This window comes from Chryseobacterium takakiae (assembly GCF_900129385.1).
Taxonomy (GTDB): Bacteria; Bacteroidota; Bacteroidia; order Flavobacteriales; family Weeksellaceae; genus Chryseobacterium; species Chryseobacterium takakiae.
Genome location: NZ_FQVO01000001.1, coordinates 469,393 through 492,358 on the forward strand (window position 1 = coordinate 469,393; position 22,966 = coordinate 492,358).

The window sequence follows — 22,966 nt, forward strand, 5'->3', positions numbered from 1 at the left end:
ACACGAAGCACACGGAGTTTTTTGTTGAAATACTTCTATTCAGTTTCACAAAGCCGCTAACGCTTATAGAAGCTGTATTATTTTATCATTTAATTCTGTTAAACCACCCCGTCACAAATTCTTTGAATTTTTGCTACCAGTACCTCAATATTCATTAATTGTTTTTTTATTTCGGCAAATCTCGTCACTCGATTTACAGAGAAGGGGAATTTTTATTTTATTTCTTTTTAAAACTCCAGTAGTCGAAATTGAAAAGTACTCTTCCGGCTGTAATATTTTTCCCCTGGAATACAAAATAAACATCATGAACTCCGGAAATCTCTTCTGAAATTTTGGATGATACTGTTTTAAAATCTTCCCATCCTCCGGTTCTCGGAACATCAACTGAGGCGATCTTCGGTCCTTTCGGATCATCAAGATGAACTTCCAGAATTCCGCCGTCAATGCCTGCTGCTACTGAAGCAGAAAATTCTGAAGCGCCATTTGTTCCGAAATCCACCGCGCGGACTTTTACAAATCCGCCCATTCTCGTATCGGAAACATAGACTCCGTTTTTTTTGTTTTCGGAAGTGCTGCATTTCTCCGACCAGGCCATGGTTTCAGCTTCGTTTCTTTGAAAAGGATTTAATGTGGCAACGGATTTTACTCCCTCTTTGGTCATGGTTATTTTGGGGATGCTTCCATCGGGATTGTACTGAAATTCTTCTACAGCGGTAGAACGTCCGTAACTTCCGCCGTTCGGTAAAAGCCCGGTGTGATAAAACAGGTAAGATTTTCCTTTAAAATCTATAATTCCTCCGTGATTGGTAAAGCTGTTGGTCGGCTGGTCAGTCATAATTTTCCCTCTGTATTTCCACGGCCCTGTTGGTGAAACGCTGGTTGCATAGGATAAACACTCCGTTTTTCCTGTCATTCCTGCATACATCATGTAATATTGATTGTTCCTTTTGTACAGCCAAGGCCCCTCCACATACACATCTTCAAATTTTTCCTGCTTTTGTAAGACCTCATCACTTCTTCCGGGACGTCTCAGTCCGCCAAAAGATTCAACTGATTGAGGAATTTCCGTAATTTTTCCGGCGTAAGAAATCATATCCTTATTCAGTTTAGCATAAAATAATCTGCTGTTTCCCCAATAGAGATAAGCCTGTCCGTCATCATCAATAAAAACGGTAGGATCGATATTATCCCAGGTTCCGGTGGTTACCAGAGGTTTTCCAAGTGCATCTTTAAAAGGCCCGACAGGACTATCCGAAACGGCGACACCGATTGCCATATTATTATCAACGGTCTGAGCGCAAATATACCAGTAAAATTTGCCGTTGCGTTCGATGCACTGTGCCGCCCAAGCTCTGTCCCGCGCCCATCTGAAAGATTCTAAAGAAATGGGGACGCCATGATCTGTCCAGTTCACCATATCTTCGGTTGAATGAACCCGCCATTTGGTCATCGTATAAAAATCAAATCCCGGCTGATCGTCTCCCGTGTACACATAAAGTTTGTTTTTATAGACCATCGGTGCCGGATCAGGTGTAAAATGCGTCTGGATAACCGGATTCTGGGCAAAAACAGCAGTACCTGCCAACAGAAAAGGTAATGCCATATATTTTAAATTTCGATGAATCATATTTAATCTTATTATTTTGGTGAAATGAATTTATAATAGGCAACGCCATGTGCCGGAATATCCAATGAAAGGCTTTCTTTATCGGTATTGATTTCTGCAATATTTTTCTGTCTCCAAATATCTCGTACGGATTGAGTTCCAGAAATTCCTAATTTTTTGAAATCTTTATATGGCATCTTTAGTATTTCCCTTCCGAAATTGGCAAAAGCAACGGCTTTTCCCCCGTCTTCAAGTTCTTTCACATAGATTCTGAGTTCGCCGATGGTATGCAGGCAAACACCTTGTTTTCCCAATGCATCCTGATTAACGGCAATCACCTCGTCATTAGTCAGGAGATTTAAGGTAAAATCATCCAGTTTTTCAAGATCGCAGCCAATGAGCAACGGTGCGGAAAAGATACTCCAAAGGCTGATGTGCAGATATTGTTCGTCCGGTTTTAAACGGCTTTGGTGCGGATTTCCCCAGCCTACTACGCCTACTACCAGCATATCCGGGTCATTCCAATTGCCGGGTTTTGCGTAAGAAGCGGCTTTATCCTGAGCCAATGCGATGTTTTTCACGCTGGCCCAGGTATCGGTAATATCGTTGGTAGTGCGCCATGATTGGGCATTGGTTTCATCACCCCATTTCCAGACATCCCCCATTCCGTATTGACAGAGATTGTATACGATATCTCTCGGCTGCTGTTTCAGCATATTTCCCATTAAGCGGAAAGGTTTTATGCCTTTATCAGGATCACCACCGCCCTGAAAAGCAAGAGAAGGTACTTTATTGGGGTCATTATCCGGCAACCCGTCAATGACGCCGCCGTAGCTGCACCAGTCGTATTTCAGGTAATCGACACCCCAATTTGCATAGCTTTCGGCGTCCTGTTTTTCGTAGCTGTAGCTACCTGCACATCCGCCGCAGGTCCATGGTCCGGGAGAGGAGTAAATTCCCATTTTCAGTCCGTTTGCGTGAATATAGCCACTCAGGTTTTTCATATCCGGAAATTTGGAATTGGTTAAAATATACCCATTCTCATCGCGCATTTTTCCTTTGAAAGACGGGTCTTTTCCATCTCTGTTGAATTGCCAGGAATCATCAATATTGATGTAATTCCAGCCGTGATTTACCATGCCTGATTTTATCAAAGCATCTGCTGCACGCTTTACTTTGTCGGCAGAAACTTCGTGTCCAAAACAGTTCCAGCTGTTCCATCCCATCGTTGGGGTAAGCGCAATCCTGTCTCCTGCTTCTATTCTTAATTTTTTTGAGGCTGAACCTTTTGCATTTTTCGCAGATAATTCTACTTCATAGGTTCCTTTTGTATCTATTTTTCCGGTAATGATTCCGGTTTCAGAATCAAGCTTTAATCCTACGGGAAGATTTTTTGCAGAGAAAGCCATTGGCCGGTCACCTGTTGCTGCAATCCTGAAAAGGAAAGGCGAACCGGGACGAACGCCATAAACGGCTGCTGAATTAATTCGGGGTGTTGCCGCTGGTTTTGGGGTTAAAATATAAGGTTCTGAAGCAATAGGATTGAATGTTTCTAATGTAGAAATTCCATTGGTCTCAAATTTTGCATTGACCCAGTCTGCATGGTCGTAATACGGTCCGTTTCCCCCGTCTGTTACAACCAGTTCAAGCTGCTTAATTCCTTTTAACGATACCGAAACAGGTTTTGCTTTATCACCCAAATGCATGATTCCGCTGGACCAAAGCTTTTTGTTGTCTCCGTAAATTTCAAATTCCACGGCAGGCTCGTGGCCTTTCATTTCATCATCTAATCCGACTAATGCTGAAAATTTTTGGGCTTTACCATTCAGCTTTATCAGTAATGAACTTTCGGCGTGGGTACCGAAACCTCTGTCGAATATTTCTCCGGCAATCGTCAGTTTTTTTCCATCTACCGAAGTATTGATGCCCGGTTTCCCGTTTCCCTGCGTGGCAACGCTGAGATCAAGCTTATCCAGCCAAACGACCGACTGAGCTTTGGAAATATTGACTGACAGTAAAAAGGTTACCGCTGTAAGGAGTATCGTATTCTTCAACATTATTTTAGATTTCATTAAATTTCCACCAGTCGAAATAGAAAAGGTCTCTGTCTCCTCTGAAAACAAAATACAGATCATGAATACCTTTCATATTTTTAACCGGAGTTTTTATGTTTTTGAAAATATCGCCTTCCGCTTTTGCGTTTACTGTTACCGTTCCCAAAACGGGTCCGTCAATCGCATCGGTGCGAATTTCTATTTTTCCGCCGTACAAAGCTGCTACGGATACTTCTATGGATTGAGTCCCTTTGGAAAAGTCTACGCCCTGAACTTTAATATAATCTCCATTGTTGACCGATGAAACAACAATACGATCGGTGATTTTTTTACCGGTATCATAAGGATTGTTTCTTTCCCATTCGGTCATTTTCTCGGTTTTCAGACCTTCACTGAACGCAATGGTTTCGGCTTCTACTCTGTTGTAAGGATTAAGCGTTGCGATTCTCTGTACACCTTCCGGATTCCAGAACGGAAGCTTCTGAATGGTTCCGTCGGCATTGTATTTCATTTCACTTACGCAGACAGAACGTCTTTCGTAATGTTTGCTCATCGTCTGTTTTCCGATATTGTAATTGAATCCGAAAATATAGGTTTTTCCTTTATAATCAATAATTCCCGGATGGTTTCCGTTGGAACGCTTGTCGCTGTCCATAATCATTCCTTTGAATTCCCACGGTCCGGTTGCTGATTTTCCCATCGCATAGCCGATTCCTTCGGGACAGCAGGTGGATGCATAGGCCATATAATATTTTCCGTTTTTTTTCCACGCCCACGGTCCTTCCTGATAATGAAAAGGGTCTGGAGAGCCTTTTACTTTTGCAATGGATGGATCTTTTACCACATCGCCATTTACGGAAATCATATCTTCATTCAGCTTCACGTACCAAAGGTTGGGATTTCCCCAATAGAGGTAGGCCTGTCCGTCATCATCAATCATGACAGTAGGATCTATATCGTCGCTTGAATTTTTAACCAAAGGTTTTCCTATCGGATCTTTGAAAGGACCATAAGGATTATCTGCCACCAAAACGCCGATTCCTCTTTGTCCGGGCATCGGGCAGTACATATAAAATTTTCCGTTTCTTTCGATCACCTGCGGCGCCCATGCTCCGTTTTCCGGATCCGTCCATTTGAAATCTTTGAGGGAAGCGACAACACCGTGGTCGGTCCAGTTGACCATATCCGTAGAAGTATAGAGCAGCCAGTTTTTCATTTTGAACCCGAATGCATCATCTTCATCATGACTTGTATAGAGGAAAACCGTGTCTTTATAAACCATGGGTGCAGGATCTGCAGTAAATTTGGTCTGAATGATGGGATTTTGTGCAAAGGAATTCTGAAAAAATCCTAAAATTGTTATTAGACTTATATATTTCATCGGTACTGTTTTTAAGATTATTTAAATTTTACACTTATGTTTTTACCCGAATAGCTGATCGTTTTCTGCTGACCATCCGGAAGAATCAGATTGAAATTTCTTTTGTCAATCATTCCCGGATATTTGCCTTTCCGTGAATCAATCGTTAATGTTTTTGATTTTTCGTTCCAGTGGAAAGGAATTTCAGTATATGTTCCTTTTTCATAATTGTAGTTATCAAATTCATCTTCATATAAGACAAAATCCGAATCGGTTCCGGGATAAACCTTAATGATAAGATTGTCCCATTTTTTCTCCGTTGCATATTGCACATCAGGACCAAACGGAATAATACTTCCTGCCTTTATATACAATGGAATGGTCTGAAGACTAACCGTTTTCTGAATTTCCTGATTGCCTTTGTATTTTTTATTAGTCCAGAAATCAAACCAATCTGCGCCTGCCGGAAGATAGACTTTCACTGTTTTATCTTGTGTGAAATCTATATCGGAAAGTGAATTTTCTTTTTTGTTATTTTCGGTTTTGTTCCAGCCTTCATTTTCATCAGTTTTTACTATTTTTTCGGGAGTATATTGCGCATTCAGAATCGGTGCGACTAAAAATGACTTTCCAAAAAGATATTCATTGTTGATATTCCAGGTTTTGGTGTCTGAAGGAAAATCCATTGACAATGCTCTTATAAAACTCGATTTATTTTTAGAAACATCCCAGGAAACAGAATAGACGTAAGGCAGCATGCTGTAACGCAATCTGATGAATTTTTCTATTGCATCATACACCGGATCACCTTTCTGGCCAAACTGATAAATTTCTCTCGGCACATCGGTTCCGTGTGAACGCATCATGGGCGTGAATGTTCCGTATTGCAACCAGCGAACGTATAATTCCTGAAACATTTTGTTTTGCGGACCTCCATTTCTTTTATAAACGCCGGCAAAGAAACCGCCGATATCAGAATTGAAATTTGGATTCCCTGTCAAACTGAAATTCAATCCTGCAGGAACCTGATTGCGTAAGGTTTCCCAAGACGAGTTGACATCTCCGGACCAGGTATTGGCTCCATACCTTTGCTGACCTGCGAAAGCCGATCTTGTGAGAATAAAAACCCTTTTATCATTTGTTGTTTCACGTTGATGATCATAAACCCCGCCCACAGTCATCAAAGGATAAGCATTTCTCACTTTCCGGAAGGAACCAAGATACGTTTTGGTATCCAGATCTTCAGGTTTTTGACTGAGGTGATCGGGCTCCGTAGAATCCATCCACCATGAATCTATTCCCAGACTGAATAAGCCTTTATTTAAAAATTTCCAGTAAATATCCCGGGCTTCAGGATTATAAGCATCATAAACACGGACACCGGAAGGATAGTTCATATCGGGAGGCCAGACATCCCTCCCGGATTCCGGCCAGGTTTTGAAATTGAAGAGCATTCCTTTGTTTTCCATTTCGCGGTACTGATTGGTCATCGGCCCGAATGACGACCAGATAGAAACGGAAAGGTGTGCATTCATATCATGAATATCCTGTATCATTTTTTTGGCATCGGGAAAATCGAGGCTGATGAAATCCATTGCGTTCCACTGGTAATTATTTCCCCAATACTGCCAATCCTGGATAATTCCGTCTAAAGGAACTTTTAAATTACGGTATTTTTTAACTACCTCTATCAATTCTTCCTGACTTTTATACCGCTCCTTGCTTTGCCAATAGCCGTAAGTCCACAAAGGAAGCATCGGTACATTTCCCGTGAGGTTGCGCATTCCTGCAATCACTCCATCTGCATTTTTTCCGTAGATAAAATAATAATCGATCCCCTCTCCTACTTCAGAAGAAAATGATGTTTTCTCCGGTGTATCTGTAAACTGCGTGGGCGATGGATTGTCCCAAAAAATGCCGTATCCTTTTACCGACTGAAAAAACGGTACAAAATCCCAGGTATTATTCTGAATCATTTTTATGTTCGTATTCCGTTGGGACATTTTTCCGTTCTGCAAAATTCCCAGACCATAAATGGGTTCGTTTTTTTCCAGCCGAAAAGACTGTGAAACAGAAAGGGTCTGATTTCCGGCATCGTTAAAAGGTTTGAATTCACTTCCCGATTCTTTAAGAAGCTCTTTTCCTGTTGGCAGTCGATAGGTTATTTCGCCGGTTGTATTATTAATAGAAAGCTGTAGGTCTTTTGTTTTTATAAAAATACTATTCTTGTCTTCTGAAACCGAAAATTTGGTTTTCTGTTCTTTTTGAACAACGGAAAAACTGTTTTTTATCAATTCTTTTCCGGACGGATATTTCATGATTCTTACCGTATTTTCGTCATACCATTTTACTTCAACAGTTGCATTTCCTAAGGTAATATTGATGCCTGAATCTGTTTTTTTGTAAGACTGTGCATTACTATTTCCCGAAAGTATTATAATCGCTACGATAAATGCCTTATTTCTGATGGTATTGAAATTCATTTTGTGATTTGGATTTAAATTAAATTCTAGGCTTTCACTTTTCTCATCTTAACAAAAATGTATCGCCTCACTTAAATTTACTTGGCTGTATACTGCTAAAAACTATTTAGAATCATTAAAAAGCAACTGCGCAAAATTGTACAAATTGTTTCGCCAAACCGGCCAGGTGTGGCCTCCCGGATATTCGGAATACGAATATTTAATGCCTAACTCATCCAGTTTTTTCATCATAGTCTGACAGTTTTTATAGGCAATATCTTCTTTTCCACCCATTGAAATCCAGAAGTTTTTTATATTGGAATTGATTTTTTGTTTGTTTTCATTCATGAATTTATATTCGTTATCCGCTACTTCCTGAAGAGACGGAAGAATCCATCCTGAGCTGAAAACTCCTAATGAAGAAAACATATCAGAGTTTTGAACGCCTGTATGCAAGGTGTAAATTCCTCCCATTGAAAGTCCGGCCAGCGCTCTGTTGGCGGCATCTTTTTTAACCCTGAAATTAGATTCGGTAAACGGAATGACAGATTCCTTTAATTCCCTATCAAACATCTGCAGATTTCTGGCTCCGAAACTTCCGAATCCTGCAGGTCCTATATTGGCATCCGGCATTACGATGATCATTGGTTTTGCTTTGCCTTCAGCAATTAAATTGTCGATAATCAAATTGGTTTTTCCCTGTGTTGCCCAGCCGCTTTCATCTTCGCCGCCACCGTGTAGAATATAAAGCACTGGATATGCTACATTCTGGTTTTTGTCATAGCCGGGAGGGGTGTAAATAAAAACCCTTCTCCATGAATTGGTTACTTTTGAGAAAAAATTCTGAATTCTGATATCTCCGTGTGGAACATCTTTCATGGCATAGTATCCATCACCTGCAAAAGGCACTTCGATACCACTTGCATATCTTCCCATACCGTAAAAGGTTTTGCTGGAAGGATCTGCAACCGCTACATTGTCAATTAACAGAGAATAATAATGAAAGCCTTCGCTTAAAGAATCCGTAGTTGTTTTCCAGGTACCATCCTGATCTTTTACAAGATCATATTTTTTTCCGAGGTCAATCTGTACTTTCTGTGCTTCCGGAGCTTTCACTCTGAAAATGGCTTTTCCGTTGGGTAAAATCTGTGGAAACCGGGAATTTCTGTTATTGGATTCTGCCGGAATTCCTAGCACGGTAAAATTGGGAAATGAAGTTTGATCTACAGGCTTAAAGATCAGCTGTGAAAATATGTACAAATCATTTTTCCAGACTTTAAAATCGTGTCCGCCCGGTTCAATATAGAATATGTGCGGAATTTTATTTTGTCTGAGGTAATCACTGGTTCTTTTGCTGAAAGGCATCAATCCATCGGCATCACCACAGGAAATCCAGATGAGCTTTAATTCTTTTGCTTTTTGGGGATTCGGAAGTAAAAACTGGGGCTCTTTTGTGTTAGGAGCAGATGAGAAACCACCTACCCAGGCAAATTTATCAATATTTCCCAGTCCGAAATTCAGGGTTTGTCCGCCACCCATTGAAAGTCCGGCAATGGCTCTGTTTTCGCGGTCTTTTTTTACCGGAAATTTCTTTTCCACAAATGGAATAAGATCATTTAACAGGTCCTTTTCAAATGTTGCGAATGCTTCCACCTTATCTTTTGCCATGATATTCCCAGTCGCACGGTCGTCTTTCATGGCTCTGCCATTAGGCAAAACCACGATCATCGGTGTTAATTTTCCTTCGGAATACAGATTATCAAGAATAATTTGTGGCGTTCCGTTTTTATACCATTCTTTTTCATCGCCTCCGATACCGTGAAGCAGATACAGAACAGGATATTTTTTATTTTTATTAAAACCGGGAGGCGTATAGATCAACGCTTTTCTTACCGTCCCAACCGTTTTGGAAGGATACTGGATACTGTCAATTTTCCCGTGAGGAATATTTTCTTTTTTCTGGTCAAAACCTTGGGGTGCCTGTTTTTCGAAATTCTGGGCTGAAGCAAAAAATCCTGTGAGCGAGAATGCGATCGCAAATACAACTGAAGTTCTCATATTTTTATTTGTATTTTTTACACTTATTAGTCAGGTTAAAAATTTTTAAGTTAAATCAACTGTTAATTTTTTCGCTTAAAATCAAAAAAATCAACATCTACAAATCCGCCCGAAGCTTTTGTGGCATAGTTGAAAATGGCAAATTTTGACCCCATAAAAAATCTTCTGTAATCAAAAATCATTTTATAATCTTTTGCCATTTCCGTCCAGTTTTTCTGGTCGGTGCTGTAATAGAAATCCGCGAGATCTTTACCTAAATTGAAATCGGCATCAATGCGAAGAAAAACTTTGTCAGAATTTAGCGGAATACGTTTCTTTTCTTCCATTTTCACATCGGTAATCGCTTTTGTTTTATTGTCTAAACTCACGGAAGCGGAAGAAAAAACGATGAATTTTTTGCCACCTTCTTTCACAACAGATAAAATTCCGGAATCTCCGTTGAAAGCACTGAAGCCGGCTACATCACCATCCTTCATTCCTTTCAGGTCCAAAGCAACAATTCCGCTCGATTTCGGGCCTTCCATTCTCTGGGTTAAGGTATTGGGTGCTGCGTACAGATTGCTTACGATTCTGCTTGTTTTCAGTCTTAAAAACCCTTTTCTTTCGGATAGAGACCAGGCTTCGTTTACCGGATTATGGTTCCATTGCCATTGGATTTTCATTTTTTTTGCGGAGAAATCATCGCTTTCGATCAGGTGATTTTTGGGTTTAAAAGGAGGAAGCGGAACTTCGCCATGCAAAGGAACTTTACCGTTATCTCCCAACACCGGCCAGTCATTTTCCCATTTCACCGGAAGCAGAACAGGAACCCGTCCTACTCCATTTCTGTCCTGAAAAATTAAAGAATACCAGTTTCCGTTTTTATCGTCAATCAAAGCGCCTTGCCCAGCGTAAGAAAATCCGAGAAAATTATCTTCCAAAACTACTTTTTTCTCATACGGGCCAGTTATTTTATCGGCTCTGTAGACCACCTGTCTGCGTTTTTCATTTCGTGGCCATGAAATCATCATCATATAATATTTGCCGTCTTTTTTAATGATCTGGTTGCCTTCTAAAAGTCCGGTTTCCGAAGCGTCTTTCTGAAAAATTTCTGTTCCATTCTGATTGCCTACAATATTTTTAAAATCCGGGCTTAATTCAAATACTTTATTGGAAGTAAAAACATATACGCGGTCATCGTCATCAAAAAATAACGATGCGTCATGAAAATGTTTTGTTCTGGTGATGAGTTTCCAGTTTCCTTTTTCCGGATTGTCCGTTACAAAAAAATAGGATTTGAATGGCTCGTCATTCGGGGAAAACAATACATAATATTTCCCTTTATGATAACGGATGGAAGAAGCCCATTGACCGCGTCCGTAGACCGTACCATCCATCAGGTCATATTTTGAATTGTCGTTCAATGTATTGAAAACATAGCCTGACATTTCCCAGTGTACGAGATCTTTGGAATGCATCACCGGAGCGCCCGGCATGAGATGCATGGTGGTGCTTATCAGGTAAAAATCGTCACCATTTCTGGTGATGGATAGATCCGGAGCATCTGCCCAGATAATGGGATTGGTAAACTTCGTTACTTCTTTCTGAAAAGGATTTATCTGGGCTGAAAGATGATTCAGCCCGATAAATCCTAAAAAAGAAACTATATAAAATGATTTTTTGATATTCAAGATTTTAATATTTTGGGGTTGGTTATACACTTCGACAAGCTCAGTGTGACAATGCTACAACGATCTGTTTTTTTGCTGTGTCAGGCTGAGCCTGTCGAAGCCTTATTCGTTAATTCGGCACAATATCGTTAGACGATGTGCTGTACAGACCGATTAAGCTTCCTGTGAAACCGCCTGCAACATCCGTGGAAAGAATATCTCCCGAAACCGGACCGCCCAGGTTTTTAAAGTTTTTTCCATCCTGAGAATAGCTGAAGCTGATCATATCCTTTTCGCCTGTTACCTGTAATGTAATTGCTTTAGATGATGAAATTTTTTCGCTTGCTATTAATTTGGATTCCCCTTTTTCGGTTCTTTCCAACACCATATAAAAGTCTTTATCTTTCTTCGTCATTCCGAAAACATAATTGAATTTTTCACTTTGGTAGCAGGTAATTCCGGCCAGTTCTTTTTCAGATTTAGGCTTAAAATCCAAAACAACGGATGTTTCAAAATCCTCATGCTGCAATCTGTGGAATAAAGCCGAAACCGGAGCCAAAGCTTTTATATTCGTTTCAAAAGGATTTATTTTTACTCCATTTTTTGTTGTTGCGATAAAGTTTTCGCGGGGACCACGCATGGCAATCCATCGGAAATCCAGATTTTTATCGGTTAATTTATCAGAATAGGTAAAGTTTCCATTCGGGAAAAAGCCGTTTTGTCCTGTTTGATTCTGTGCACCTTGCGGCATTTTCAATTTCGGCTTCATCGGAACCAATCCGTTCTGGAAAACAGGATATGTTCCGCTCCAGTCTACCGGAAGAATGAATGTTTCACGGCCTTTATTGACGCGGTTGTTTACATTCGGACGAATTGCCAGAAATACACCGTACCATTGTCCGTTCGATCCTTCTACCAAATCAGCATGTCCTGCCCAGTCCACTTTTTCTTTTCGGTCTCTCGGAAAATAACGCTGGGTAAGAATCGGATTATTTTTTGCCGGTACAAAAGGTCCTTTCGGAGAATCTGCCATAAAGATTACCTCGCTGTGATTGCCTCCTGTTCCTCCTTCGGCACACATCAGATAATATTTTCCTTTGTATTTGTACAAATGCGGACCTTCAATCCAAATCGGTTTCTGAGTAAGATCAACACCGCCGTTTACAATTATTTTATCTGAACCTGCTACCACCTGGTCTTTTTCCAAATCGTAATCCCACATTTTGATAACGCGGTGACCTTGATACTGCTCTGTTCCTTTTGGCGGAGCGTCGTTGTGAACGATGTAAGCTTTACCATCATCATCGAAGAAAATGGCAGGATCTATTCCGTCAAAATTCAGTTTTTGAACTTCGCTCCAGCCTTTTGCGGGATCTTTTGTTTTTACCACCATATTTCCTACTCCGCCTGCAATCTGCGTGGTAATCATATAAAATGTATCGTTGTACTTGTTGTACTTGATATCCGGTGCATAAATTCCCTGAGAAACGCCGCCTTTTTCAACTTTTAACTGAGAAGGTCTGTCCAGAACGTGGCCTACCTGTTTCCAGTTTACTAAATCTTTAGAAGTAAAAATCGGAACACCCGGAAACATTGAAAATGAAGAATTTACCAGATAATAATCTTCGCCTTTTTTAGTGATGCTCGGATCCGGATAACAGCCCTGAAGAATTGGTGAATAAAATTCATCTGACTGTAAAGGATTGTCCTTGTATATTTTATCGTTTCCACGGTAGTTGAAGTTGGAAAATGTCTGCGCGGAAATATTGCTTATGGAAAGCAGAGCCGCTGCTGCCAGAACACCGGTTCTTTTCTTTAAATTCATGGGCGTCTTTTTCATATATAAATGTCTTAATTTCTGTTTTAATTTTGTTGTTGAACCCTTCTTTTATTTAATAGGATTACATCCTATTCTGATTTATTCCGTCCTTTCAGGACTTTATTTTTAATGTGTATGTTTTTCCTGGTTCTGTCGGAAAATCATACAATTATCTGTGGCTATTGTTGTTGAACCCTTCGGGTTCTATTGAATAGGATTTCATCCTATTCTTATTTAGGTCGTCCTTTCAGGACTTTATTTTTAGGATGTATGTTTTTCCCGGCTCTGTCTGGAAATCATATATCAACGATGTTTTAATTTCAAAAGGATTTAATTTTGCATCTGCCGAAATTAATGGTTCCTTGATTTCAGGAATTTCAAAAAATGGATTCGGATTTTTTCCTTCCGCTTTTTTCAATTTTGTATTTCCAGAAAGCTGCATTTCATTAGGAACTCTTATTCTGCAGTTTCCTCCGAGGTGGGATTTTATCACTACTTCTTTTGCCTTGTTATTTTCCCATCTTATATTTACTTCAAAACCTCCGTATGTTTTTAATCCGGAAATTTTTCCGTTTTTCCATTCATGAGGAAGCGCAGGAAGAATGTCGATGAAACCATTCTGTGTCTGCAACAACATTTCTGTAATCCCTGAGGTACAGCCGAAATTTCCGTCAATCTGAAACGGCGGATGCGCATCAAAAAGATTGGGATAGGTTCCGCCTTTGCTTCCCCAGCCATCTTTTTCTACTAAGGTAAGCTGGTCTTTAATGAGTTTATTAGCGTGATTTCCATCCAGCAATTTTGCCCAGAGATTTACTTTCCAGCCCATTGACCAGCCTGTGGAGACATCGCCACGATGTACCAAAACCGTTTTGGAAGCACCAGTCAATTCCGGCGTGGTAAACGGACTGATCTGGTTGGAGGGAAACAATCCGTATAAATGGGAAACGTGTCTGTGATGATCTTCAGGGTTATCCATATCTTCCATCCATTCCTGCAATTGACCGTATTTTCCGATTTTCATGGGTGGTAATTTTGAAATAATGGTATTCCAGACCGGAATTTTTTCTGGATCAATATTAATAATTTCTGCTGCTTTTTTTGTTTTGGTAAATAAATCGAACATCAACTGATTATCCATCGTATTTCCGGCTGCCAAAGCACTTCCCTGATGTCCTTGCGGAATATTTTCCGGAGACATGGACGGACTAACAACGAGCCATTTGTGGGTTGGTTCTTCAATTAAGAAATCTTCATAGAACTGTGTAGCTGATTTAAGTACAGGATAAATAGATTTTAAATAATTTTTATCACCATTGTATAAATATTTTTCCCAAAGATGCTGGGAAAGCCATGCTCCGCCCATCGGCCACATTCCGGCATTGGCAAAATCGACTACTCCGGTTATCCTCCAGATATCAGTGTTGTGATGGGCTACCCAGCCACGGCTGTTATACATCACTTTAGCCGTTGCCTTTCCGGACTCACTCAGATCTTTGATCATTTGAATCAAAGGTTGGTGCATTTCTTGGAGATTGGTTTTTTCGGCAGGCCAGTAATTCATCTCCGTATTGATATTGATGGTATATTTGCTGTCCCACGCCGGTTTATTGGAACCATTCCAGATCCCCTGAAGATTCGCAGGCTGGCCACCCGGCTGCGATGAAGAAATGAGAAGGTAACGCCCGAACTGATAGTACAGTGAAATCAATTCCGGGTCATCATTTATTGCAAAGTTTTTAACACGAATATCGGTGGGATTTTTTGCGGCTTCAGAAGTTCCTAAATCAATATCAACTCTTTTGAAGTAGTTCTGATAGGCTTTTAAATGATTTTTAAATAAGGTATTAAAATTTTTATATTCCGCTTCAGAAATGTATTTTCTGCTTTTTACAACTTCGTCTGTATTTAATGTTTTATAATCTGTAAAGTTGGTCGCGATTGATATCAGAATGGTGATTTCATCCGCGTTACTTACCGAAATGGATTTTCCTGAAGCTGAAGTTGTTCCATTTTTTGTAATAAATTTTGCAACAGCGTTATATTTTACCTTTCCTTCTAAACCTTCTATGGTTGATGATAAACCGTTCATCTGTACTGTAACGCCATCAGCCTGAACATTTTTCTTGAGTTCACTGTCGAAATTGGCTGTGAAATTCAATGCGTTTTTTTTGTCGGCACTGAGTCTAATTACCATCACATTATCCGGAATTGAGGCAAATACCTCTCTTTTAAAATGAGTTCCGTTTGAAGTGAAAGTTGTCGTTGTAAGTGCTTTCTCAATATCTAATTCTCTATAATAGTCTTTAATATCACCAAGATTATGAAAATCAAGCGTGAACTCACCAATATTCTGAAATGCAGAACCATGAAGTGTTTTTGCCGTCAATCCTTTATCAGCAAGGATCTGTGCTCTTTTATAATTTCTATTGAAAAGATAATATCTAATGGAATCCAAGACTTTAGGCCCGTTTGGGTTATCATTTCGGGAAGGCCCTCCCGACCAGAAGGTAGCTTCGTTGAGCTGAAGTTTCTCCTTGTAAGGATCTCCAAAAACCATTGCTGCAATTCTTCCGTTGCCAATTGGTAAAGCTTCAATCCATTGCTGAGCCGGCTTATTATACCACAGCTTATATTTTCCTCCTTTTTGCGCAGAGGAAAATATACTGATCAGAAGACAGATTGCGATATTGCAAAGTTTAGATTTCATTTTTACTTTTATAATACTTCAAACTGCAATACTTTGATATTAAGCTGTTTCGTCTTTATTTATCACTTTTAATAATTTAATGATAAAGGATATTATATTCTTCTCCATATAATCTTCTAATTTTGATATGAAGAAAATTAACTCAGGTTTAAACTCCGCTGAAAGCGCTGAAACCACCATCAACAGGCAATAATGCGCCAGTAATAAAGCTTGCTGCATCTGAACAGAGAAATTGTACGGCTCCGTTTAGTTCTTCTACTTCACCGAAACGCTGCATGGGAGTTTTAGCAATTACTTTTTTGCTTCTGTCTGTAAGAGAGCCGTCCGGATTTAAAAGAATCGCACGGTTCTGGTCACCAATGAAAAACCCGGGAGCAACTGCATTTACACGGATTTTATCTCCGAATTTCAATGCTACATCTGAAGCCAGCCATTGAGTAAAGTTGGTAATTGCGGATTTGGCTGCAGAATATCCCGCCACTCTTGTGATCGCAGAATACGCTGCCATTGATGAGATGTTGACAATACTTCCGCTTCTTTGCTCCGCCATTGCTTTTCCGAAAACGTAACTTGGGTAAACAGTACCATTGATATTAAGATCAGTAACCTCATCCCAGCTTTGCATATTCATATCAAAAAATGACTGTTCCGGAGATAATGTTGCGGAAGGAATATTTCCACCGGCGATGTTCAGGAGAATATCAATTCTGCCGTATTTTTCTTTAATTTTTTCTGAGGCAGCTTCAAGACTTTCAATGTTCAGCACATTCGCTTCTACGGCAAATGCTTCACCTCCGGATAGCTTCAGTTCTTTTACAAGGGCATCCAGTTTTTCCTGATTTCTTCCCAATGCGACTACTTTCGCGCCTGCTTCTATGAAACTTTTGGCAAGGCTTCCTCCTAAAACGCCCGAAGCACCTGTAATGATGGCAACTTTATCTTTTATACTGAATAATTCGCTCATTTTTATGATTGATAAGTGATAATTGATGAATGATTTTTATTTCCACAGGTTTCATCTGCGGCTGTTATTATTGGATCGTACGGATCCTATTTTGTCTTCGACATTTCATTTTGTACCGCTGCCATTACGCCTTCAATTTGTCCTAAAGCCAGCATTCTTCCTAAGAAAGAGTAACCGGGATTATACCCTTTTTCAACATCTTCAGTTAAAAGTCTTCCGTGGTCGATTCTCATTGGCAATTCAGGATTTTCCTGCTCAAATATGCGGATTACGTCAATTAATTTACCTCTTCCCCCAAGATGATGTGCTTCGATAAAATCTCCATTTTCGAAAACATTTGTACTTCTCAGGTGAACAAATTTTGTACGGCTGGCAAACTTTTTGGCCAGTTTCGGGACATCGTTATTCGGATTGGCACTTAAAGAGCCTGCACAGAAAGTAAGTCCGTTGTGAGGATTGTCTACAGCACTCAGAAACCACTCTATATCTTCTTCATTGGTAACGATTCTTGGTAAGCCCAGGAGTGCAAACGGCGGGTCATCTGGGTGTACACACATGCTTATATTCCATTCTTCGCAAACCGGCATTATTTTTTCAAGGAAGTATTTTAGATTCAGGCGAAGCTGGTTTTTATCAATTCCGTCATACAAAGCCAGTAAATTATTGAATTTCTCAACAGGATTCAAATCTCCTTCTTTAATGTTGCCGTTAACAAATCCCTGAGTTTTTACAATAACCGAATCAATAAGAATGTTTTTGTCTTCTTCAGTAAGTATACTTTTCAGCTCTTCTACTTTCTGAAGAATTTCCGGTGTATAATCATTTTCTGCATCTTTTCTTTTCAGAATATGAATTTCAAAATACGCAAATTTAGCTTTATCAAAATATAATGATGAGGAGCCATCTTCCCATTCGTGGAAGAGATCTGTTCTTGCCCAGTCGAGCACCGGCATAAAATTATAGCAGACTGTATTTATTCCTGCTTTACCAAGATTTTCGAGACTTTTGATATAATTTTCTATTAAAAAATCCCGGTCTTCACCTCCGTATTTTATCGCTTCACTTACCGGAAGGCTTTCTACAACAGACCAGCGAAGACCGTGACTTTCTATATAATTTTTGTAATCATTAACAGCTTCTAAATTCCAGATTTCTCCGTTTGGGATATCATGAAGTGCCGAAACAATTCCTTCTACCCCGATTTGCCTCAGTGTACTAAGTTTTATTTGATCATTCTTCCCAAACCAACGCCATGTTTTTTCCATAATATTATATTTTAATTTTATTAAAACAAAGCAGGTGCTTTTTGGTAAACACCTACTTTGCTGTTAATATGAATGTAAGAATAAAATCAATTAATAACCAGGGTTCTGGTATTTTGCTTTTACATCTGCAGAAACCTCCATTGCATCAAGCTGTCCTTGCGGGATCGGTCTAAGATAATGGAAAGGTTTTATTGTTCTCGTTACCGTCTGCGGTGTATGATCTCCATAAGAAGCTCCTCCGATCTGGTAAGTAGCTGCATACTGTTCCCACTTCTGGGTACGTACCAAATCATACCATCTGTAGAATTCCCCATAATATTCTCTGGATCTTTCTGCAAGAATATAATCAATCGTGATTGTTGCAGGAGTTGCTGCAATCATCGCTGCACTGTTATCGGCTACATAGGAAACATTCTGCGCGTTATTGAATTTCCATTTTCCTGCTCTAGCACGGATCACGTTGATAAGATCCCTTGCGCTCATAGCTCCTGAAGCTCCTTTTACCGCTGCTTCTGCTGCAATGAAGTAAAATTCTGAGAATTTTGCAACGTTGAACGGACGGGTAAGACCTGCATTCGGGTAGCCTAAACCATTCGGATCATCGGTACGGTATGTTCCTATTTTCCAAAGACCAGGATATACAATTCTGCTGATTCCGTTTGGTGCAATTACCCAGTCTGCTCTTCCAGGCAATGTTCCTGCTCCCACACCGCTTTGTCCTGCTCCTGAAGGATAGGTAGGAGTTTGGGAATCGTCGTTCAGGAAGCTGAGAATAGCTCCTCCCGGCTGTACAGGCAAGCCGTTCGCGTTGTATAAAACCGGTACCGTTGTAAGTCCTGTTCCGTTTTTGTTCCAGTTTCCTCTGTATGTGGTTACAAAAGTACCGTCATAACGTGAATCTAATGTTTTATCCGCAAAAGTATTTTTAATAACACCTAATGTTGGACACATACGAACCCAAGGTCTTCCTAACGACTGAGCTGCTTCACGCTGAATGGAACTAACTGCGTCATTCGGGCCCCAAGCTGCTGTCCTGCTGCTTTTAATGGCAGTATAGTTCCAGGTCTGCATCCATGCTGCAAAGTTATCCGGAGCCCATCCTGATCCGAAACCTACAGGATCACTTTCATTATAATAAGTACTTGATGAAGTATGATCTGCAAACAGCATACACTCGTTATTTCTGTCGTTGGAACCTACATTTACATCATAAAAAGTAGCCTGTAAGCTGTAAGGTGCCGGATTGGTAATCCCTGCCATTGCGACATCATAAGCCTGCTGGAAATACCACTGTGCATTGTGACCATCCGGATCGGTTCTGGACGTTTCCGGATAGGTAGGAATATTGTTAGGGTTCTGCAACCACCAACCGTAGGTAAGATATGCTTTTGCTAAAAACAATCTGGCTGCATTTTTTGTAACTCCTCCTGTAACACGCGGGGAAACGGGTAAATTGTCTACCGCTTTTTTAAGATCCGGAAAAATTACTTTTGAATATACTTCAGGTACCGTATTTCTTACTGAAGTAGCTACGGGTGCTGTATTAAATTTAAGCTCTCCCGAACCGAGATCCAAAGGAACTCCTCCATACGTCTGAACGAGCATAAAATAATCAAACGCTCTGAAAAATCTGGCTTCGGAAATCATAGATTCAGCAACCCCTGCTGCAGGTCCTTTTTCGATAATTCCGTTAGCCGTATTGATATATGGAAATACAGATCCCCAAACCATGCTTGTAGGGAAAGTATTAGGATTAATATTTCCCTGCCCCGACATATCCAGCTCTCTGAAGTTACCGTCTGCACTTTGTGCCCAGGTAGATTCGTCGGTACCATTCTGGCAATTACTCATAAAGTAGCCATTACCGTATAGAAGTCGTAATTGTCTGTATAAAGAAGTAAAACTCTGGTTGATACCGTCTGGCGTGCTTAAGTAATCAACAGTATAGACGGACCTTGGCTGCTCGTCAAGAATCTCGTTACATCCTGTAAATGTTAATGATAAGAAGATTGCTCCCAGTACCATTTTTTTGTTAAAATTTATCATGACTGTACAGTTTTAAAAAGTTAAATTAAGACCCATTAAATAATTTCTTGTAGACGGATTATTGGTTCCGATAATGAGCTGACGGCTCTGATATCCGCTAACCGCCTGGTTTTCGTTTCCGAAAGAGTTCGGTTCCGGATCCATTCCTGAGAATTTGTGGTACGGTGAAAACAATACTACAGGATTGGTAACCGTTACATAAATTCTGAAGCTTGTAATTTTCAGATCTTTTAAGAAATCTGTATCGATATTGTATCCTAAAGTGATGGTACGAAGCTTAAGATAAGAAGCATCAAACATCGCTAATGTAGAAGAATATTTCGGATTGTCACCACTTAAATGGCGTCCCGGACGCGGAAAGTATGCATCGGTATTATTTTCCGTCCAGTAATCTACATCAACGTTGTTTCCTCTACCTGTTAATCTGTTCAGGTAACTTGCAGATCCGTATAGTGTACTGATTAAGATCCCTCCGTGTTGAAATGCTCCAACCGTGCTAAGCTCGAAATTTTTATATGCCATACGAATATTGAAACCACCCTGATATTTCGGAGCCGTATCAAAAATCTGCCTGTCATCCGGGCCAATTGCTCTTACCGGCGTTCCGTCTGCATTATACCCTCCGGTATAAAGCACTTTAATAGATCCTACCACATCAGCTGGTGTTCCCGGCTCGAGAATGTTTTGATAAGGATCTCCCGCCTGCCAAAGGCCGATATACTGATAATCATACAATGAATTAATATTATGCCCTACAAACCAAAGGTTGTTTACGTCTCTATCAATTCCTGAAGCAAGTGCTAAAATTTTGTTTCTGTTGGTGTAAAAATTAACTCCCGCATCTAAGGAGAAACCATCCGGATTGTCTAAAATTGTTCCGTTTAAGGAGAATTCCCATCCTTTGTTTTCTGTTTCCGCAACATTCTTTGTTACGAATGAAAGACCTGAGGAAGGCGGAAGCGATTTATTGGATAAGAGATCATAGGTATGCGTTCTGTAATATTCAATGCTACCGCTAATACGGTTATTGAATAATCCGAAATCTGCTCCGTAGTTTTGTGTTTTAGAATATTCCCATCCGAGATCAGCATTGGGAGCCTGATTTACATAAACCCCTGTACCGTTTGAACCTCCGAAATTATACGGTGTTACGGTAAGTGATCCTAATGTTGAGTAAGGAGCTACCGCCTGATTGGAAGTTTGTCCCCAACCGGCCCTTAGTTTTAAAAGATTCAGTGCCTTAATATTCTGCATGAAAGATTCATTCGTAATATTCCATCCTAAAGACAGTGCCGGATAAGTATGCCATTTATTTCCCTCGGCAAGCCTTGAAGATCCGTCCGCCCGAAGCGTTGCAGTCAACATATATTTATTGTCATAAGTATACATTACCCTTCCCATTGCTGAAAGAAGACCTGTCTGCTCATACCTCTGATCCTCTGGTCTTACGGTGATATCTGCTTGTGGAGACTGTCCTAAATTATAATATTGAAAAAAGTCTGCAGGTACATTTCTCGCACTCATGTAGGAGCTTGTAAATCTGTTTCCTTCTGCAGAATATAATCCTACTGCATTTACTTTATGCTTGCCAAAAGTACGGTCATAGGTTAAAAGGTTTTCCACTACCCAGTGATAAGTCTGGTTATTTCCTCTTCCTGCAGATGAAGGCCCAAGCGGATTGGTATTGAATACTCCTACCCCGGTATAGTTTCCGCTATTGGCGGTACGGAAGTCTAATCCTACATTTAACCTGTATTTTAAACCATTTAAAGGTAGGCTTACCTCACCATAAAGGTTGTTGTATGAGGCAAAAGATTTGGTTTCATCTACATATTTATCATTTAATGATTCTAATGTTTTACGGGTATAGATCCAAGTCTGGTCGATTCCTCCTGCGGTACTCATTACTCTTTTAAAGCTTCCGTCGGCATTATAAGGGTTAGCTAGGGGTGAATATCCTAAAATCGCTCCCGGATTTACTCCGTTTCCTTCTGAAACCGAATAATTGGTATTGGTAGTGAACCCGAATTTAAATTTTCCTACCTGCTGATCGATTGCCGTACGTAAAGAGAATCTTTCGTAACTCTGGAGCGGTATTAATGCATCTTGCTTAAAATAAGACAATCCGACGTTGTAATTTCCGCCTTCCGTACCTCCGGAAACACCAACATCGTGGCTGGTCATCATTGCCGGTTTGTAGTAAAGGCTCTGCCAGTCGGTATTGGTATTATTATTTTCGTCTGCACCGTTGGTATATAAAGGTGTTGTGTTTCCTGCAGGTGTAGCATAGGCACGTAGCTGGGCAAATTTAGGCCCGTCCATCATCGGGTATTTTGAAAACAGAGTCTGAACTCCGGTAAAAGAGTTGTACGTGAATCTCGGTTTTTGTCCTTTCGATCCTCTGTTTGTCGTTACCAAAATAACACCGTTTGCACCTCTCGAACCATAAATTGCCGTTGCAGAAGCATCTTTGAGGATGTCTATACTTTTGATATCACTAGAGCTAATATCGCTTAAAGATCCTACAAACGGAATTCCATCGAGAACGATAAGCGGATTGTTGTCCCCTGTTAATGATCTTGTACCTCTGATCCGGATCTGCATGGCTGCTCCCGGTTTTGTAGAAGTCTGGGAAATATCAACTCCCGCAGTTCTTCCCTGTAAAGCCTGTGTAATGTTTGCTGAAGGCACTTCACGAAGAACATCTCCTTTTACGGTAGCCACAGATCCTGTAACTGCTTCTTTTCTTTGTGTACCATATCCAATAACAACAACTTCATCTATCTTTCGCTCTTTTGTTACCGAATCTTTTTTAACCTGGGCATACGCGAGGCCGGAAGGTAATAAGGCCATGGCAAAAAACAGGGCCGCCTTATTGGTTTTAGCTAAATAAAATCGGTTCATAATTATTATTTTTAAATATTAGGGTTGAATAAAAAGGCTATTAATAATTATAGTTCTTGTAAATCCCTA

Annotated in this window: 12 protein-coding genes; all 12 read right to left on the minus strand. The window is 40.2% G+C overall.

Going from position 1 to position 22,966, the window contains the following annotated elements; all coding sequences use genetic code 11:
* Nucleotides 1-217 precede the first annotated feature (217 nt).
* The 12 genes from BUA76_RS02145 to BUA76_RS02200 all read right to left on the minus strand — a co-directional run bounded on the left by BUA76_RS02145 (nt 218) and on the right by BUA76_RS02200 (nt 22,897).
* Nucleotides 218-1,603, minus strand: a complete 1,386-nt coding sequence (locus BUA76_RS02145) for a glycoside hydrolase family 43 protein (RefSeq protein ID WP_228408441.1) — start codon at nt 1,601-1,603, stop codon at nt 218-220.
* Nucleotides 1,604-1,638: 35 nt separating this feature from the next.
* On the minus strand, nt 1,639-3,678 hold the full coding sequence (locus BUA76_RS02150; RefSeq protein WP_072883171.1) for an NPCBM/NEW2 domain-containing protein: 2,040 nt from the start codon (nt 3,676-3,678) through the stop codon (nt 1,639-1,641).
* Nucleotides 3,668-5,041: a glycoside hydrolase family 43 protein gene (locus BUA76_RS02155; RefSeq protein WP_072883172.1), complete on the minus strand. Its 1,374-nt coding sequence runs from the start codon at nt 5,039-5,041 to the stop codon at nt 3,668-3,670. The genes BUA76_RS02150 and BUA76_RS02155 overlap by 11 nt, the downstream gene beginning before the upstream one ends.
* A 17-nt stretch (nt 5,042-5,058) precedes the next feature.
* On the minus strand, nt 5,059-7,503 hold the full coding sequence (locus tag BUA76_RS02160) for a glycoside hydrolase family 31 protein (protein ID WP_083573132.1): 2,445 nt from the start codon (nt 7,501-7,503) through the stop codon (nt 5,059-5,061).
* A 102-nt stretch (nt 7,504-7,605) separates the two neighbouring features.
* Nucleotides 7,606-9,540: an alpha/beta hydrolase-fold protein gene (locus tag BUA76_RS02165; RefSeq protein WP_072883173.1), complete on the minus strand. Its 1,935-nt coding sequence runs from the start codon at nt 9,538-9,540 to the stop codon at nt 7,606-7,608.
* Nucleotides 9,541-9,602: 62 nt separating this feature from the next.
* The gene (locus tag BUA76_RS02170; RefSeq protein ID WP_072883373.1) at nt 9,603-11,210 is read right to left on the minus strand and encodes a glycoside hydrolase family 43 protein; all 1,608 of its coding nucleotides are present in this window, start codon (nt 11,208-11,210) and stop codon (nt 9,603-9,605) included.
* A 109-nt stretch (nt 11,211-11,319) separates the two neighbouring features.
* The gene (locus tag BUA76_RS02175) at nt 11,320-13,029 is read right to left on the minus strand and encodes a glycoside hydrolase family 43 protein (RefSeq protein ID WP_072883174.1); all 1,710 of its coding nucleotides are present in this window, start codon (nt 13,027-13,029) and stop codon (nt 11,320-11,322) included.
* A 226-nt stretch (nt 13,030-13,255) separates the two neighbouring features.
* Nucleotides 13,256-15,718 (minus strand): glycoside hydrolase family 95 protein, encoded by a 2,463-nt coding sequence (locus BUA76_RS02180; RefSeq protein WP_072883175.1) that lies wholly within the window; start codon nt 15,716-15,718, stop codon nt 13,256-13,258.
* 148 nt (nt 15,719-15,866) lie between these two features.
* Nucleotides 15,867-16,682 (minus strand): SDR family oxidoreductase, encoded by an 816-nt coding sequence (locus tag BUA76_RS02185; RefSeq protein ID WP_072883176.1) that lies wholly within the window; start codon nt 16,680-16,682, stop codon nt 15,867-15,869.
* A gap of 86 nt (nt 16,683-16,768) precedes the next feature.
* Entirely contained in the window at nt 16,769-17,947 is a 1,179-nt protein-coding gene (gene uxuA / locus BUA76_RS02190) for a mannonate dehydratase (protein WP_072883177.1), read from the minus strand.
* A gap of 90 nt (nt 17,948-18,037) precedes the next feature.
* Nucleotides 18,038-19,993 carry a RagB/SusD family nutrient uptake outer membrane protein gene (locus BUA76_RS02195; RefSeq protein ID WP_072883178.1) on the minus strand — a complete coding sequence of 652 codons (1,956 nt, stop codon included), beginning with the start codon at nt 19,991-19,993 and terminating at the stop codon, nt 18,038-18,040.
* 12 nt (nt 19,994-20,005) lie between these two features.
* Entirely contained in the window at nt 20,006-22,897 is a 2,892-nt protein-coding gene (locus BUA76_RS02200; RefSeq protein ID WP_072883179.1) for a SusC/RagA family TonB-linked outer membrane protein, read from the minus strand.
* Nucleotides 22,898-22,966 lie beyond the last annotated feature (69 nt).